Origin of the sequence: Gilliamella sp. Occ3-1 (genome assembly GCF_001690655.1) — a bacterium.
Classification (GTDB): Bacteria; Pseudomonadota; Gammaproteobacteria; order Enterobacterales; family Orbaceae; genus Gilliamella; species Gilliamella apicola_P.
Map to the genome: position 1 here is coordinate 109051 of NZ_LZHQ01000004.1, position 15301 is coordinate 124351.

The following is a 15301-nucleotide window of genomic DNA, read 5'->3' on the forward strand; positions in this document are numbered from 1 at the left end:
AACGACACAATTAATGAGTAAATTTATTTTCCATTAATTTTTCAATTTTAGCTGGATCTTTTGGAACATCACCTGTCAGAACTTCATTTCCTGTGTCAGTAATTAAAATGTTATCTTCGATCCGAATACCGATACCTTTATATTGTGCAGGCACATCTGATTCTTGATTAATATAAAGCCCTGGTTCAACAGTCAATACCATTCCTGACTCTAGAATTCGATCTCGTCCACTACCAACATCATGCACATCAATACCTAACCAATGGCCTAAACCGTGCATGTAATATTGTGTATAAGCTTTATTAGCAATTAAGCTATCAACATCACCTTGCATAATCCCGAGTTTTACTAAACCTTCTACCATCGTTCTTACAACTTGATTATTGACTTCCATAATTGAAGTACCCGGTTTAAACAATTTAATGGCTTGATATTGTGATGCTAAAACGATGTTATAAATTTCAAGTTGAGCTTGGCTAAATTTGCCATTGATAGGAAAAGTGCGAGTTATATCGCCTGCATAGTACTGATATTCACAACCCGCATCAATTAAAACTAAATCGCCATCTTTTAACTGCTGACTATTATTTTCATAATGCAGTATACATCCATTATTACCACTACCAACAATGGTGTTATAAGATGGTGCTCGTGCACCATGCCACGCAAATTCATGCAAGATTTCAGCTTCTAGTTGATATTCATACATATTCGGTTTACATTTTTGCATTGCTCGAACGTGAGATTGAGCGCTGATTTTGCAAGCCTTGCGCAATATTTTGATTTCAAAATCTGTTTTAAACATGCGCATTTGATGAACTATCGGTCGCCAATCGATCGTGCTGTTTGGTGCATAAAGATTTAATCTACTCCCTTGTCGCAGAGTATTCATTGTGCGATCTACGATTCTATCGGCATATTGATACTGTTGGTCAGCATGGTAAACCGCCGTTTTGCCATTTAATAAATCAGGTAATACTTTTTCAATCTCATCAAATGTATAAGCTTCATCAACAAAAACCGTCTTTAATGCGGCATCTTGACCTAAACGGTAACCAGTCCAAGTCTCTGCTAGCGTATCTTTTGGGCGATTAAATAATATGTATTTAGTTGTATTATCTTTTTGTTTAACTACTGCAAATACCGCTTCTGGTTCAGAAAAAAGTGTAAAATACCAAAAGTCGCTATTTTGTCGATATGGGTAATGGGTGTCATTACTCCTCGTCATTTCTGGAGCAGCAAAAAAAAGTGCGATACTATTTGGTATCATTTGAGCTAGTAATTTTTCTCGACGTGCAAAAAGTTCTGTTTCGATATCAGTATTTATCATTGTGATTCCCCTGAAGATGTAATGTTATTAATATTAATGGATTGTTGGGGGTGTGTCTGCCTCATTGAATTCGTTAAATTCATCAAAACATAGCATAGAAGTTATGCGAACATACTCTTTTATCTCTTCAAAAGCAAAACCAAGCTCTTGTTGATCTTCATTTTCATCATAGCCTAGTTTAACAATTTGGCGTAGGTCATAAATGGCTTCACCAACATCACCTTTGATGTGGTTAATTTTAGGTTGCACAATTCCAATACCAAGTAAGAAATGATTTACCCAACCAACTAGATCATCCAGTTGTGTATATAAATCTTTGTCGCTAAGTAATAACTGAAAGCTGAAATCTTCTTCAAAAAATTGCTGTTTGATAAGCGCATAAAGTTGGCTAATTTTTTCATCTAATGATGTTGACATTTTTTGACCATTATTTAACATATCCTCAACTAATGGACGCCAGCTTTCGTCATAGTTACCTCCAGCTAATATACCTGAAAGAAAACCATGTAACTCTGCGGCAGTAATGCCTATTTTATTTTGAATTAATTGGCGATTAAATTCGTCGTAATTGATAGTATCTGACATAAACTTCCCCTAATATTATTACATCAAGAAAAATGCACTCTGCACTTTCTTCGATTATTAGTATATAATTTGCATCTAGTTATAAATCATAAACAGGTTGCTGTGCTTTATAAAGGAATTATTTTGAATATTATAGGATTTATCATGAAATTTTCTCTGCAACTATTATTTTTTGCAGGATTAATATTATCATTAACCTCCTGTGGTTCGCCTTTATCTAATAAAGGCGTAATTGTCCTTGATGTGCAAGATAAAATACATACCTATGTGACCAGCCAAGATTTACCTTCATCTTATAAATTGGGTAATAGTGAACAGGAATTACAGCGATTTGAAGCTTTCTGTAGAGATGAGATCCGCGCATCACAACTTGATGGTAGTGAAGAAATCGTTTTTGAGAATATTAAACATGGAATCCATGGAGAGGTAGAATTTAAAAAATGTAGTGATAAAGTCACTCGTATCTACCGATACTGATAAATTACGGCTATCTTAATGTGATAGCTAATACGGCTGACTTAATATAAAAGATCAATGAAATCTTACTAGCCTTTCAGACGTTTTTTATTTATATTGGTCGGTGAAACAAAATATTTTGGGAGTAAAATAATATGTATAAACAAGATGTAACTATTACTGCATCTAATGGTCTTCATACCCGCCCTGCTGCACAATTTGTTAAAGAAGCAAAGAACTTTAATGCAGAAATTACTGTCACATCTAATGGTAAAAGTGCGAGTGCTAAAAGTCTGTTTAAGTTACAAACGTTAGGTTTATCACAAGGAACAACTATTACCATTTCTGCCGAAGGTGAAGACGAAAAAGAAGCTGTTGCTCATTTAGTAAAATTAATTCCTGAGTTGGAATAATAACTCCCAGTTAGCTATGAACGGTTTTAAAATAGAATAAGGATTAAATGTTATGGTATCAGGTACACTTGTTTCCCCCGGTATCGCTTTTGCTAAAGCGCTATTATTAAAAGAAGAGCCTATTGCTATTAGTAATAGACAAATTCTTGATAACAAGATTGAGGCTGAAATTGAGCGCTTCAAGGAAGCTCGCCAAAAATCAAGTAAACAGCTACATACGATTATGGAACGAGCAAAATCCACATTAGGCGAAGATAAAGCTGCCATTTTTGAAGGGCATATTATGCTTCTTGAAGATGAGGATCTTGAACAAGAAGTTATTTCTCGTATTCAAAGTAAACATTCAACCGCTGATGCCGCTGTTCAATCTGTATTTGAAACCCAAGCTAAAGAACTAGAAAACCTAGATGATGAATATCTAAAAGAACGTGCTGCAGATATTCGTGATATTGGTAAACGATTACTCAAAAATATTTTAGGTATTGAAATTGTTGACTTAAGTGCTATTAGCCAACCATGTATTTTAGTTGCAACAGATTTAACACCTTCTGAAACAGCTCAACTAAACCTAGACATGGTGTTAGGCTTTATTACTGACGCAGGTGGACGCACCTCGCATACTTCAATTATGGCTCGTTCTTTAGAAATCCCAGCTATCGTTGGAACATCTAATGCAACTCAAGCAATCAAACAAGGTGATTTTGTTATTTTAGATGCAATAAATAATGCCATTTATATCAATCCAGATCACACAACTCAAGAAAAATTAAAACAAGTTCAAGCTAAATATATTAGTGATAAAGAAGAACTAGCTAAATTGAAAGATCTACCTGCTGTAACCCTTGATGGCCATCAAGTAGAAATTTGCGGTAACATTGGTACAGTGCGTGATATTGCAGGTGCTGAACGTAACGGTTATGAAGGTGTTGGCCTATACCGTACTGAATTCTTATTTATGGATCGCGAAGCTTATCCTGATGAAGAAGAACAGTTTAAAGCATATAAAGAAGTAGCTGAATCAACCAATGGTTTATCGGTAATTGTCCGTACCATGGATATTGGTGGCGATAAGGATGTACCTTATATGCATTTACCAAAAGAAGAAAATCCATTCTTAGGTTGGCGAGCAATTCGAATCTGTTTAGATCGTAAAGAAGTACTTCATGCACAATTACGCGCAATTTTGCGTGCATCTGCATTTGGTAAATTACGCATTATGTTCCCAATGATTATTTCTGTTGAAGAAATCCGAACATTAAAATCCGAAATCAATATTCTTAAAGAACAATTGAATGCTGAAGGTAAAGCATTTGATAAAAATATTGAAATTGGTGTAATGATTGAAACTCCAGCAGCAGCTGTGATTGCACATCACTTAGCCAAGGAAGTAGACTTTTTTAGTATCGGTACCAATGACTTAACACAATATACGCTTGCTGTTGACCGTGGTAACGAATTAATTTCTCACCTTTATAATCCGTTTTCGCCTTCAGTGTTAACTCTGATTAAAAATGTTATCGATGCTTCTCATAAAGAAGGTAAATGGACAGGTATGTGTGGAGAGCTTGCTGGTGATGAAAGAGCCACAATCTTATTGCTCGGCATGGGACTTGATGAATTTAGTATGAGTGCAGTATCAATTCCTAAAATCAAAAAATTAATTCGCAATACTAACTATGAAGAAGCGAAAAAATTTGCTGATACTGTATTAGAAAAAGCAACTTCTAAAGAAATAATTGATTTAATTGAAAATTACACTGCTGAAAAGCAAATTTGTTAGGAGGCAATAATGGGTCTATTCGATAAAATTAAGCAATTAGTATCCGATGATAACAAAAATAGCATCGAGATTATTGCTCCTTTAAGTGGCGAAATCGTTAAAATCGAAGATGTGCCAGATGTGGTTTTTGCTGAAAAAATTGTTGGTGATGGGGTAGCTATTAAACCTTCTGGTAACAAAATTGTCGCTCCATTAAGTGGGAAAATAGGAAAAATCTTCGAAACCAATCACGCTTTTGCTATAGAATCGGATGAGGGCATTGAGCTTTTTGTTCATTTTGGTATTGATACAGTAGAACTAAAAGGTGAAGGCTTCAAACGAATTGCTGAAGAAGGTCAGCAGGTAAAAGTAGGTGATACCATTATTGAAATTGATTTACCTCTACTTGAAAGCAAAGCTAAATCCGTATTAACTCCGGTAGTTATTTCTAATATGGAAACCATAATAGAATTAAATAAATTATCGGGCTCTGTCGAAGCAGGTAAAACACCAATAATGCGTGTAAAAAAATAATTTTTTCACTATTATAAAAAAACCTTCAGTTTTAGCTGAAGGTTTTTTTATGTTATAACTTATCTTTTTTAATAATACTTAACGCCATTTTTTGTATTGGTTGATTAAGCTATTTGTTGAATCATCGTGAGAGCTAACAGGTTTATCATCTGCTAATTCAGGTAAAATACGTCCAGCAAGTTGTTTACCAAGTTCAACACCCCATTGATCAAAACTAAATATATTAAGAATAACTCCTTGAGTAAAAATTTTATGCTCATACATCGCAACTAAGGCACCAAGAGCATAAGGTGTAATTTTTTTCACTAATATTGAATTAGTTGGTTTATTACCTTCAAATACTTTAAATGGTACAATAGACTTCACTTCATCAAGATTTTTTCCTGCAGCTATGAACTCTTGCTCGACCTGTTCTTTTGTTTTACCAAAAGCTAAAGCTTCAGTTTGAGCAAAAAAGTTAGATAATAATTTTGGGTGATGATCTCCAACTGGATTATGGCTAATTGCTGGTGCAATAAAATCACAAGGGATGAGTTTAGTACCCTGGTGAATTAATTGATAAAATGCATGTTGACCATTGGTTCCTGGCTCGCCCCAAATAATTGGACCTGTTGTGTAAGGTGTTTTATTACCGTTGCGATCGACACTTTTACCATTTGACTCCATATTTCCTTGTTGGAAATAAGCCGCAAAACGGTGCATGTACTGATCATATGGTAAAATAGCTTCAGTTTCAGCACCACAAAAATTATTGTACCAAATACCAATTAATGCCAGTAACGTTGGGATATTTTTATCAATTGGTGCGCTTTGGAAGTGCTTATCCATCGCATGGCCACCAGCTAGAAATTGTTTGAAGTTATCAAAACCAATTGATAAAACAATCGATAAGCCAATTGCCGACCAAGATGAATAACGTCCACCAACCCAATCCCAAAATTCAAACATATTAGCTATATCAATACCAAATTTTTCAACTTCTTTAGCATTAGTTGAAAGAGCAACAAAGTGCAAAGCAACTGCTTTATCATCTTTAGCAGTATCAAGTAACCATGCTCGTGCTGTTTGTGCATTTGTCATAGTTTCTTGAGTGGTAAAAGTTTTGGATGCAACCAAAAATAAAGTGGTTTCAGGATTTAAGCCTTTTAACGCTTCAACGATATGTGTGCCATCTACATTTGATACGAAATGCATGTTCAAGTGGTTTTTGTAAGGTCGTAATGCTTCGGTAATCATTACAGGCCCTAGATCTGAACCACCAATACCAATATTGACCACATCAGTAATGGCTTTACCAGTGTATCCTTTCCATTCACCATTAATGATTTTTTTACTGAATGATTCCATTTTAGCGAAGACAGCGTTAACATCATCCATCACATTCTTACCATCAACATAAATTGGTGTATTTGATACATTACGTAATGCAACATGTAATACAGCTCGATTTTCTGTACGGTTAATCTTTTCACCGCTACACATGGCTTTAGTTGCACCAATTAGATCGCATTCATCAGCTAGCTTATAAAGCAATTCTAGCGTTTCTTGCGTTACTCTATTTTTAGATAAATCAACTAAAAACTCATCTTCAAAAGAAATAGTAAGTTTTTCAACGCGTTTCGGTTCTTCTTTCAAAATTTGTGCAATAGTTTTATTGTGGTGTTTTTCGTAACTAGCTTGAAGGGATTTCCAAGATTGGGTTGTTTTTGGATCAATTGATTTTAACATAATTTATTCCTTAAATAATATTGCATTATAGTCATAATATAACTATGCTTATAACGATGCAACTAAGGATCTTATCGATTAAAAATAATGTGTAGGAAAACGCTGTACTATTTAAATTATATGTTTAAAAAATCTGTTAAAAAAACGTAAGGTGTTTTTACCGCAAAGTACTTAAATTTTTATTTTCTATCTTTTTAATTTTCAAATTGACAAGGATGACCATATCATTAGTAAAATTATCAATTGCTTTTATTATTTTTATATCCACACCCTTCGTTTTGTTTATTTGCATATGGATATGCTACACTAATTAGTACCAGTTTTATAAGGTCATTGTTATGATAAACTAAAAATAAAAGAAGGTAACAACAATGGCAATCGATTCATCGCGAAGAACAAAACGTAGCTTTACTAACGAGTTCAAAAAACAAATGGTCATGCTATATCAAAATGGTAAAAAACGTGCGGATATCGTCGCAGAGTATGACCTCACCAAATCAGCATTAGATAAGTGGATAACGCAGTACTAAACTACCGGCTCATTCATCGCAAAAGATAATCAGTCGAACTGAAGAGAACGAACTTATCGCGCTACGCAAAGAGAATAAACGCTTGTTAATGGAGAATGATATCCTAAAGCAAGCGGCGTTGATAATGGGAAGAAAATCGAGTTAATTTTACATAATAAGCATCGATACAGCTCACGTGCATTATGTCGATGTTTAAATGTAAACCGAAATCGTTTCTATAATCAACGGTAATTGACGCAGTAACCACAAGATATATTCCTAGTGAAATTTTTAATAATAATTATCGTGCTTATGGTACAAAGCGTCTGCAAGCAGAGCTGAGAAAGCAAGGCATAACCGTATCTAGACGCCGAATAGGTCGGATCATGGCTGGGTATTCGAAATACACCTGTAAAAAATATTGTATTCATATAGAAAAAAGCAATGAATCGCCGGTGGATAATGAACTGAATCGAGAATTTGATATAGGTCAACCACAAAAGATATTAGTGACCAATTTAACCTATGTGAAGGTTAAACAACGTTAGCACTACCTTCGTGTAATTGTTGATATCAGTAATCGAGAAATAGTGGGACGAAGTGCTGGCAGGCATAAAACAGCGGCACTGGTCATGCAAGCTATGAGTCAAATTCCAATGAACTTACAGACGATTGAGTTGTTTCATTCTGATAGAGGAAAAGAGTTTGATAATCATTTGATTGATGAATGTTTAACAGCATTTGGAATTAAACGGTCGTTAAGTCGCAAAGGCTGTCCTTATGATAACGCAATTGCAGAAAGCACATTTAAAGCAGTGAAAACAGAATTTGTGTCAAATACTATTTTTGATTCACTGGCGCAACTTAAATTGGAATTTAATCACTATGTGGATTGGTTTAATTATAATCGACTTCATTCAATATTAAATTACCAGTCGCCGATTGAATACAAAAGAAATCGATGACCTTATCTTTTGGGTGCTAAAAAGTGTGGGCATACCAGAATTTTATATCAATAAATATATTCGTTGTAATATGTTATAAATATAAAACATTTTTGGTTCACATCTATTGTATATGCAACATTAACATGTTTTTATTAATAGCAATACACACATGATTTTAGTAAACTTGTCGATGATTATCTACGATAAAAGGAGGTGTTTTTTAATGCATATACATTTTATTATTCATGAGGCTTTTGAAGCACCCGGAGCTTATGAACAATGGGCTCTAAATAATCATCATACTATAACTTATTCTCGCGTTTACCTAAATGAACCACTTCCTAATAGCATTGATGATATCGACTTTCTTGTTGTTATGGGCGGTCCACAGTCACCATCAACCACCAAACAAGAATGTGCTCATTTTGATTCTAAAGCAGAACAATCCATTATTTTATCTGCAATAAAAGCAGAGAAAGTAGTCATTGGTGTATGTCTTGGTTCACAATTAATCGGTGAAGCGTTAGGGGCAAGTTATAGCAACAGCCCAGAAAAAGAAATTGGTAAATTCCCTATTAGACTAACTCAAGTCGGTAAAAAAAATCTTTTATTTTCTGATTTTGGTAGCACATTAGAAGTAGGTCATTGGCACAATGATATGCCCGGTTTAACCAAAGATGCTCAAATTATTGCTTATAGTGAAGGGTGTCCTCGTCAAATCATTGCATACAGTAAATTTGTTTATGGTTTCCAATGCCATATGGAGTTAACACCTGAAGTGGTCGAGTTATTAATTACCCATTCACAAAAGGAACTTAGCCAAGCAGAAAAATACCGCTTTGTCGATACACCTGATAAGCTTCGCTCTCATGATTACACTGAAATGAATCAAAAACTTTTCACTTTTCTCGATAAATTGAGCCAGTTTTATCATTCATCTTTAGGGAACTAAATTCAGTACAATAAAATATAGCAACACAAAATATATTTAATTGATAGTAAGTAAAAGGAAACCTGATTAATAAAAACCATGCAATTATTTATATAAACTCCATTTATAGCAAATAATGAAGACGAATTGAAAAAGCAATAGTCATTCTGATAACAGATAGTCACTAACTATCTAAGTGATAGTTTGAGAGCTATACTAATAGCCCGTATACTCATGAAATAAAATAGTTAATAATACCTAATATATGAAAGGAGCAAATTTCATGGCTTATACTTTACCTCCATTACCTTATGCTTATGATGCATTAGAACCTTATATTGATTCTGAAACTATGCATCTTCATCACGATAAACATCATCAAACCTATGTGAACAATGCAAATGCCATTCTTGAAACTTTGCCAGCTGAATTAAAAGAATTTTGCCCTAGCACTTTGTTAAAAAATTTAGATAAAGTACCTGCTGACAAAATCACGGGTATTAAAAATAACGTAGGTGGTCATGTTAATCACACTCTTTTCTGGGAACTATTAAAAATTGGTACTGAACTAAAAGGCGACTTAAAAGCGGCCATCGAAAAAGATTTTGGTTCGGTTGATGCATTTACAGAAAAATTTGCAGCAGCGGCAGCAACTCGATTTGGTTCAGGTTGGGCTTGGTTAGTATTACAAAATGGTAAACTTGAAGTTGTTTCTACAGCCAATCAAGATTCACCGATAATGGGCGAAAAATTTGCTGGTGTTTCTGGTACGCCGATTTTAACACTAGATGTTTGGGAACATGCTTATTATTTAAAATATCAAAATCGCCGTGTTGATTACATTGGTGCATTTTGGAATGTAGTTAACTGGGATAAAGTTGCTGAGCTATACGCTGAAGCAAAAAAATAACTTGATTGTACTCATATTCTTTTCACCTTAAAAGTGGCGCCTAGTGCGCCATCTTTTCTTTTCGAGCACTGAGTCAAATTCAAAAATAGTAATTGGCAATTGCTAAATTATGCCCAAATCCGCTACAATGGACGCTTGTTTAATAAATCATAAAACTGAGCAACTCCATTTAAATCATGTTTGAAATTAATCCAGTTAAATCAAAGATAGTAGAACTTACCGAACGCACAGCCGTGATTCGGGGGTATCTTTGACTATGATCTAAAAAAAGAACGGCTCGAAGAAGTCAATGCCGAGCTAGAGCAATCCGAAGTATGGGCCGATCCAGAAAAAGCACAAGCGTTAGGTAAAGAACGCGTTGCACTTGATGAAATAATAAATACCATTCATTCATTAACTCAAGGTCTTGACGATGTTGAAGGCTTGCTTGAACTTGCTATTGAAGCTGAAGATCAAGATACTTTCGATGAAACTAATTTTGAACTTGAACAGTTAGAGAAAAAACTGGTTGAACTTGAATTCCGACGAATGTTTTCTGGTAAATATGATAGTGCAGATTGTTATTTAGATATCCAATCAGGCTCAGGGGGAACTGAAGCACAAGACTGGGCAGAAATATTACTTAGGATGTATTTACGCTGGGCTGAATCAAAAGGTTTTGCAACTGAAGTGATGGAAGTATCGGACGGTGATGTTGCTGGTATCAAATCAGCAACGATTAAAGTATCAGGTGATTATGCTTACGGTTGGTTACGCACAGAAACTGGAGTACACCGCCTAGTTCGTAAAAGTCCATTTGACTCAGGCAATCGACGCCATACCTCGTTTGCTTCTGTATTTGTTTATCCTGAAATTGATGATGATATTGATATCGACATTAACCCTGCCGATCTCCGTATTGATGTATACCGTGCGTCAGGCGCTGGTGGTCAACATGTAAATAAAACCGAGTCTGCTGTACGAATCACTCATATTCCTACGGGCATTGTTACTCAATGTCAAAATAACCGTTCACAACACAGCAATAAAGATCAAGCAATGAAACAGTTAAAAGCAAAACTGTATGAGCTTGAGATGCAAAAAAAGAATGCTGAAAAACAACAAATGGAAGAAACTAAATCTGACATTGGTTGGGGGAGCCAAATTCGCTCTTACGTACTTGATGATTCGCGTATCAAGGATTTGCGTACTGGCGTTGAAACTCGTAATACACAGGCCGTATTAGATGGCGATTTAGATCAATTTATTGAAGAAAGCTTAAAAGCAGGTTTATAAACCGCTTGGTTATAAATAAAAGGTAAAACTATGTCAACAGAGCAGCAAGATCAACAAAACCAAATTGAAGAGTTAAATAATGAACTAAAAGTACGTCGCGAGAAGCTCGCTCATCTTCGCGAACAAGGTATTGCTTTTCCTAATGATTTTCGCCGTGATGCGATTTCTAGTGATCTCCATAAACAATATGGCGATAAAACTAACGAAGAACTGATTGAAAAGAAAATTATTGTAACTGTGGCTGGCCGTATGATGATGCGTCGTATTATGGGTAAAGCCTCGTTTGTTTCTCTACAAGATGTTGCTGGACAAATCCAACTTTATGTTACTCGTGATGATCTCCCTGAAGGTTTTTATAACGAGCAATTTAAAAAATGGGATTTGGGCGATATTGTCGGCGCTAAAGGTTACCTATTTAAGACTAAAACTGGTGAGCTTTCTATTCACTGTGAAGAAATTTGTTTATTAACTAAAGCTCTTCGCCCATTACCTGATAAGTTTCATGGACTTGCCGATCAAGAAATGCGTTACCGTCAACGTTACTTGGATCTTATCACAAATCAAGAGTCAAGAGAGACTTTTAAAGCGCGTTCCAGAGTTGTCAGTGAAATCCGCAACTTTATGATTGAAAACCACTTTATGGAAGTCGAAACGCCAATGATGCAGGTAATTCCGGGTGGTGCATCAGCTAAACCATTTATTACGCATCACAATGCGCTTGATTTAGATATGTATATGCGTATTGCGCCAGAACTTTATCTAAAACGATTAGTTGTAGGTGGCTTTGAGCGGGTATTTGAAATTAATCGTAACTTCCGAAATGAAGGCGTATCACCAAGACATAATCCAGAATTTACCATGATGGAAATGTACATGGCTTATGCTGATTACAAAGATCTGATCGTATTAACAGAAACATTATTCCGTCGTTTAGCTATTGCGGTAACAGGTGATGCTGTTGTGCAATATGGTGAACATACGTTTGATTTTGGTAAACCATTTATCAAAATGACCATGCGTGAAGCCATTTGCCATTACCGCCCTGAAACCAATAATACAGATCTAGATGACTTTGATAAAGCTTGTGCCATAGCACAATCAGTTGGTATAAAAATTGAAAAAAGTTGGGGACTTGGTCGAGTGGTAACTGAAATTTTTGAAGAAGTGGCTGAATCAAACTTAATTCAACCAACCTTTATTACTGAATATCCAGCTGAAGTATCCCCACTTGCTCGCCGTAACGACGAAAACCCATTTGTGACTGATCGATTTGAATTTTTTATTGGTGGTCGTGAAATAGGTAATGGATTCTCAGAGCTTAATGATGCTGAAGATCAAGCTCAACGCTTTGCTGATCAAGTATCACAAAAAGATGCGGGTGATGATGAAGCGATGTTTTATGATGAAGATTATATTACAGCGCTGGAGCACGGTTTACCGCCTACAGCAGGACTTGGGATCGGTATTGACCGTACCGTGATGCTATTTACCAACAGCCATACAATTCGTGACGTAATTTTATTCCCAACCATGCGTCCAATCAAATAAAACGGTTTATCATTAAAAACACACTTATTTTTTGATAAGTGTGTTTTTATACTGAAACACGTACTTACCTGAAACTTTTTGACAAAAACAGCGATAAGCATATAAAAAGAAACAATCCATTCATTGATTATAAAACTGCATAATTCTATACATAGATTTTGTGCTAGCTATGAAGTGTGATAACCACCATATTGATTAAAAATGCAAAAATAGGTTTGCCACAAAAAAATAGAAAGGCTAAAAAGAGTGATAGGTTAATACAGTTATATTATAAATATCGTTGGCTATAAAAATAACCAACGATATAGCAGTTAATTTAGTGGCTATTAGTTGATTTGACTTGATGTGGCAAGATAAGATTTAACACAATAGCTAAAATACCGCATAAACTAATACCTTGCAGTGTATAAGAGCCAAAATCAAAGATCATCCCTCCAATACCAAAGACTAAAACTAATGAAACAATACACATATTACGCGGTACAGATAGATCGACTTTATGTTTAACTAAGATATTAATGCCCACTGATGCAATAGAACCAAACAGTAACACCATAATCCCCCCCATTACTACAGTTGGAATTGAACTTAAAAATGCACCAATTTTTCCGATAAAAGACATTAAAATTGCCCAAAGAGCTGCCCATGTCATTACTCGAGTTTTGAAATTGCGAGTTAGCGTTACTGCACCAATCACTTCTGCATAAGTAATACACGGTGGTCCACCAAAAAATCCTGCCATCGAAGTTGCTAGCCCATCACCAAGTAATGTACGCTGTAAACTGGGATCGCGTGTATAGTCTTTACCTGTTACGGCGCTAATAGCCATAATATCGCCAACATGTTCAATGGTTGGCGCAATTACAATCGGGATCATATACAAAATGGCTTGCCAGTGAAATTCAGGAAAAGTGAAATCGGGAACTTTAAACCATGGTGCATCAATAATTGGTTGGAAGTTAACAATACCAAACATGCAAGAGAGCGTATAACCAACTACAATACCCGAAATAATAGGTAATAATTTTAAAAAACCTTTTGCCCAAATGGCAACCACTAAAGTTGTTAATAATGATAACATTGAAATAATAATCAATTGATAATTTTCAGCTTGCAGTCCACTTTCTTTACCCATTGCCATACCTATAGTAACAGGCGCCAATGATAAACCAATAACCATAATAATTGGTCCAGTTACAACTGGCGGTAAGATACGATCAATAATATGTTTACCATTTATTTTTACTAAAAAAGCAAAAAACATAAATACAAATCCAGCAGCTATTAAACCGCCTAAAGTAGCAGGAATCCCCCAATGAGCAACACCAAATGAGATTGGAGCAATAAAAGCAAATGATGACGCTAAAAATACAGGAACTTTACCTTTAGTTGTCAATTGAAATAATAAAGTACCTACTCCAGCAGTAAAAAGAGCTACATTCGGGTTTAACCCTGTTAATAGTGGAACTAACACCAATGCACCAAATGCGACAAATAACATTTGTGCTCCAGTAAAAATATCTTGCCAAGAATGCTTATGCAGTGATGTTATATTTTTTGTTTTATCTGTTGTGATATTGCTCACATCTCGCCTCTCTTACTTAACGAAGTTTATTGTATAACTTACCTGATTAACAGGCATAAAAAAACCGGATTAACCGGTCTAAATTTTGAGATTTTATTTTGTGCCGAAGATTTTGTCTCCAGCATCACCCAGTCCAGGTAATATGTAGCCTTTTTCGTTCAACCTCTCATCAATCGATGCAGTATAAAGTTCAACATCAGGGTGAGCTTGTTCAAGCACTTTAATACCTTCTGGTGCGGCAACTAAAACTAATACTTTAATATTTTTACAACCTGCTTTTTTAAGCAAATCGATTGTCGCTACCATTGAGCCACCTGTAGCTAACATTGGATCAACAACTAAAGCCATTCGCTCTTCAATATCCGAGGTTAATTTCTGGAAATAAGGAACAGGTTCTAACGTTTCTTCGTTACGGTAAAAACCGACAACGCTAATACGGGCACTTGGCACATGCTCAAGCACACCATCCATCATACCTAAGCCGGCACGCAAAATAGGTACAACGGTAATTTTTTTACCCTTAATACGTTCTACTTGAACAGGTCCACACCAACCATCTATTGTTACTGTTTCGGTAGGTAGATCAGCAGTTGCTTCATAAGTTAATAAACTGCCAACTTCGCTGGCAAGATCACGAAAGTCTTTGGTACTAATATCGTGTTCACGCATTAATCCAATTTTATGACGTACAAGAGGGTGTTTTACTTCAACTATTTTCATGGATGGCCTCAGTGTTATTTTCTATAATTTGTTAGCTGGTATAAATAACCACTGAGCGATAATTCTAACAT

General features: G+C 35.4%; 13 protein-coding genes and 1 pseudogene. 9 read left to right on the plus strand and 5 right to left on the minus strand.

Going from position 1 to position 15301, the window contains the following annotated elements:
* Positions 1–10 precede the first annotated feature (10 nt).
* Together pepP and A9G43_RS01345 are read right to left on the minus strand one after the other, a co-directional pair.
* Complete coding sequence (gene pepP / locus A9G43_RS01340) at positions 11–1330, minus strand: Xaa-Pro aminopeptidase (RefSeq protein ID WP_065605977.1); 1320 nt, start codon at positions 1328–1330, stop codon at positions 11–13.
* 33 nt (positions 1331–1363) lie between these two features.
* Positions 1364–1915 carry a UPF0149 family protein gene (locus A9G43_RS01345; RefSeq protein ID WP_065605979.1) on the minus strand — a complete coding sequence of 184 codons (552 nt, stop codon included), beginning with the start codon at positions 1913–1915 and terminating at the stop codon, positions 1364–1366.
* Positions 1916–2059: 144 nt separating this feature from the next.
* On the opposite strand from A9G43_RS01345, the gene A9G43_RS01350 reads away from it, so the two are divergent.
* The 4 genes from A9G43_RS01350 to crr all read left to right on the plus strand — a co-directional run bounded on the left by A9G43_RS01350 (position 2060) and on the right by crr (position 5077).
* The gene (locus A9G43_RS01350; protein WP_065605981.1) at positions 2060–2392 is read left to right on the plus strand and encodes a hypothetical protein; all 333 of its coding nucleotides are present in this window, start codon (positions 2060–2062) and stop codon (positions 2390–2392) included.
* A gap of 134 nt (positions 2393–2526) precedes the next feature.
* Positions 2527–2784 (plus strand): phosphocarrier protein Hpr, encoded by a 258-nt coding sequence (gene ptsH / locus A9G43_RS01355; RefSeq protein ID WP_034911114.1) that lies wholly within the window; start codon positions 2527–2529, stop codon positions 2782–2784.
* A 52-nt stretch (positions 2785–2836) separates the two neighbouring features.
* The gene (ptsI, locus tag A9G43_RS01360) at positions 2837–4564 is read left to right on the plus strand and encodes a phosphoenolpyruvate-protein phosphotransferase PtsI (protein WP_065605982.1); all 1728 of its coding nucleotides are present in this window, start codon (positions 2837–2839) and stop codon (positions 4562–4564) included.
* 9 nt (positions 4565–4573) lie between these two features.
* A complete protein-coding gene (gene crr / locus A9G43_RS01365; protein WP_065605984.1) occupies positions 4574–5077 on the plus strand; it encodes a PTS glucose transporter subunit IIA in 504 nt (167 codons plus the stop codon).
* 78 nt (positions 5078–5155) lie between these two features.
* Here the strand turns inward: crr and pgi are convergent, their stop codons facing one another.
* Positions 5156–6805: a glucose-6-phosphate isomerase gene (pgi, locus tag A9G43_RS01370; RefSeq protein ID WP_065605986.1), complete on the minus strand. Its 1650-nt coding sequence runs from the start codon at positions 6803–6805 to the stop codon at positions 5156–5158.
* A gap of 371 nt (positions 6806–7176) precedes the next feature.
* Between pgi and A9G43_RS10620 the strand changes: the two are divergent.
* From A9G43_RS10620 to lysS, 5 genes and pseudogenes are all read left to right on the plus strand, one after another.
* Positions 7177–8279: pseudogene (locus tag A9G43_RS10620) on the plus strand (IS3 family transposase).
* A 205-nt stretch (positions 8280–8484) separates the two neighbouring features.
* A complete protein-coding gene (locus A9G43_RS01385; protein ID WP_065605988.1) occupies positions 8485–9213 on the plus strand; it encodes a type 1 glutamine amidotransferase in 729 nt (242 codons plus the stop codon).
* Between the two features lie 262 nt (positions 9214–9475).
* On the plus strand, positions 9476–10102 hold the full coding sequence (locus A9G43_RS01390; protein WP_065605990.1) for a Fe-Mn family superoxide dismutase: 627 nt from the start codon (positions 9476–9478) through the stop codon (positions 10100–10102).
* 176 nt (positions 10103–10278) lie between these two features.
* Positions 10279–11377 (plus strand): peptide chain release factor 2 gene (gene prfB / locus A9G43_RS01395; RefSeq protein WP_141673991.1). Its coding sequence is split into 2 segments (ribosomal slippage): positions 10279–10353 and positions 10355–11377, totalling 1098 coding nucleotides; the frame shifts between segments, so codons are not numbered across the junction.
* 30 nt (positions 11378–11407) lie between these two features.
* Positions 11408–12925 carry a lysine--tRNA ligase gene (gene lysS / locus A9G43_RS01400; RefSeq protein WP_065605992.1) on the plus strand — a complete coding sequence of 506 codons (1518 nt, stop codon included), beginning with the start codon at positions 11408–11410 and terminating at the stop codon, positions 12923–12925.
* A 316-nt stretch (positions 12926–13241) separates the two neighbouring features.
* Here the strand turns inward: lysS and A9G43_RS01405 are convergent, their stop codons facing one another.
* Both A9G43_RS01405 and upp read right to left on the minus strand, forming a co-directional pair.
* Positions 13242–14501, minus strand: coding sequence for a uracil-xanthine permease family protein (locus A9G43_RS01405; RefSeq protein WP_081297981.1), 1260 nt, complete (start codon positions 14499–14501; stop codon positions 13242–13244).
* A 102-nt stretch (positions 14502–14603) separates the two neighbouring features.
* Positions 14604–15230, minus strand: coding sequence for a uracil phosphoribosyltransferase (gene upp, locus A9G43_RS01410; RefSeq protein WP_034910795.1), 627 nt, complete (start codon positions 15228–15230; stop codon positions 14604–14606).
* Positions 15231–15301: the final 71 nt, after the last annotated feature.

What these genes read in the sequence shown, in the direction of transcription:
- pgi (WP_065605986.1), bottom strand. Translation starts at nt 6,805, where the DNA reads ATGTTAAAATCAATTGATCCAAAAACAACCCAATCTTGGAAATCCCTT.
- ptsI (WP_065605982.1), top strand. Translation starts at nt 2,837, where the DNA reads ATGGTATCAGGTACACTTGTTTCCCCCGGTATCGCTTTTGCTAAAGCG.
- A9G43_RS01345 (WP_065605979.1), bottom strand. Translation starts at nt 1,915, where the DNA reads ATGTCAGATACTATCAATTACGACGAATTTAATCGCCAATTAATTCAA.
- pepP (WP_065605977.1), bottom strand. Translation starts at nt 1,330, where the DNA reads ATGATAAATACTGATATCGAAACAGAACTTTTTGCACGTCGAGAAAAA.
- A9G43_RS01385 (WP_065605988.1), top strand. Translation starts at nt 8,485, where the DNA reads ATGCATATACATTTTATTATTCATGAGGCTTTTGAAGCACCCGGAGCT.
- crr (WP_065605984.1), top strand. Translation starts at nt 4,574, where the DNA reads ATGGGTCTATTCGATAAAATTAAGCAATTAGTATCCGATGATAACAAA.
- lysS (WP_065605992.1), top strand. Translation starts at nt 11,408, where the DNA reads ATGTCAACAGAGCAGCAAGATCAACAAAACCAAATTGAAGAGTTAAAT.
- upp (WP_034910795.1), bottom strand. Translation starts at nt 15,230, where the DNA reads ATGAAAATAGTTGAAGTAAAACACCCTCTTGTACGTCATAAAATTGGA.
- A9G43_RS01390 (WP_065605990.1), top strand. Translation starts at nt 9,476, where the DNA reads ATGGCTTATACTTTACCTCCATTACCTTATGCTTATGATGCATTAGAA.
- A9G43_RS01350 (WP_065605981.1), top strand. Translation starts at nt 2,060, where the DNA reads ATGAAATTTTCTCTGCAACTATTATTTTTTGCAGGATTAATATTATCA.
- ptsH (WP_034911114.1), top strand. Translation starts at nt 2,527, where the DNA reads ATGTATAAACAAGATGTAACTATTACTGCATCTAATGGTCTTCATACC.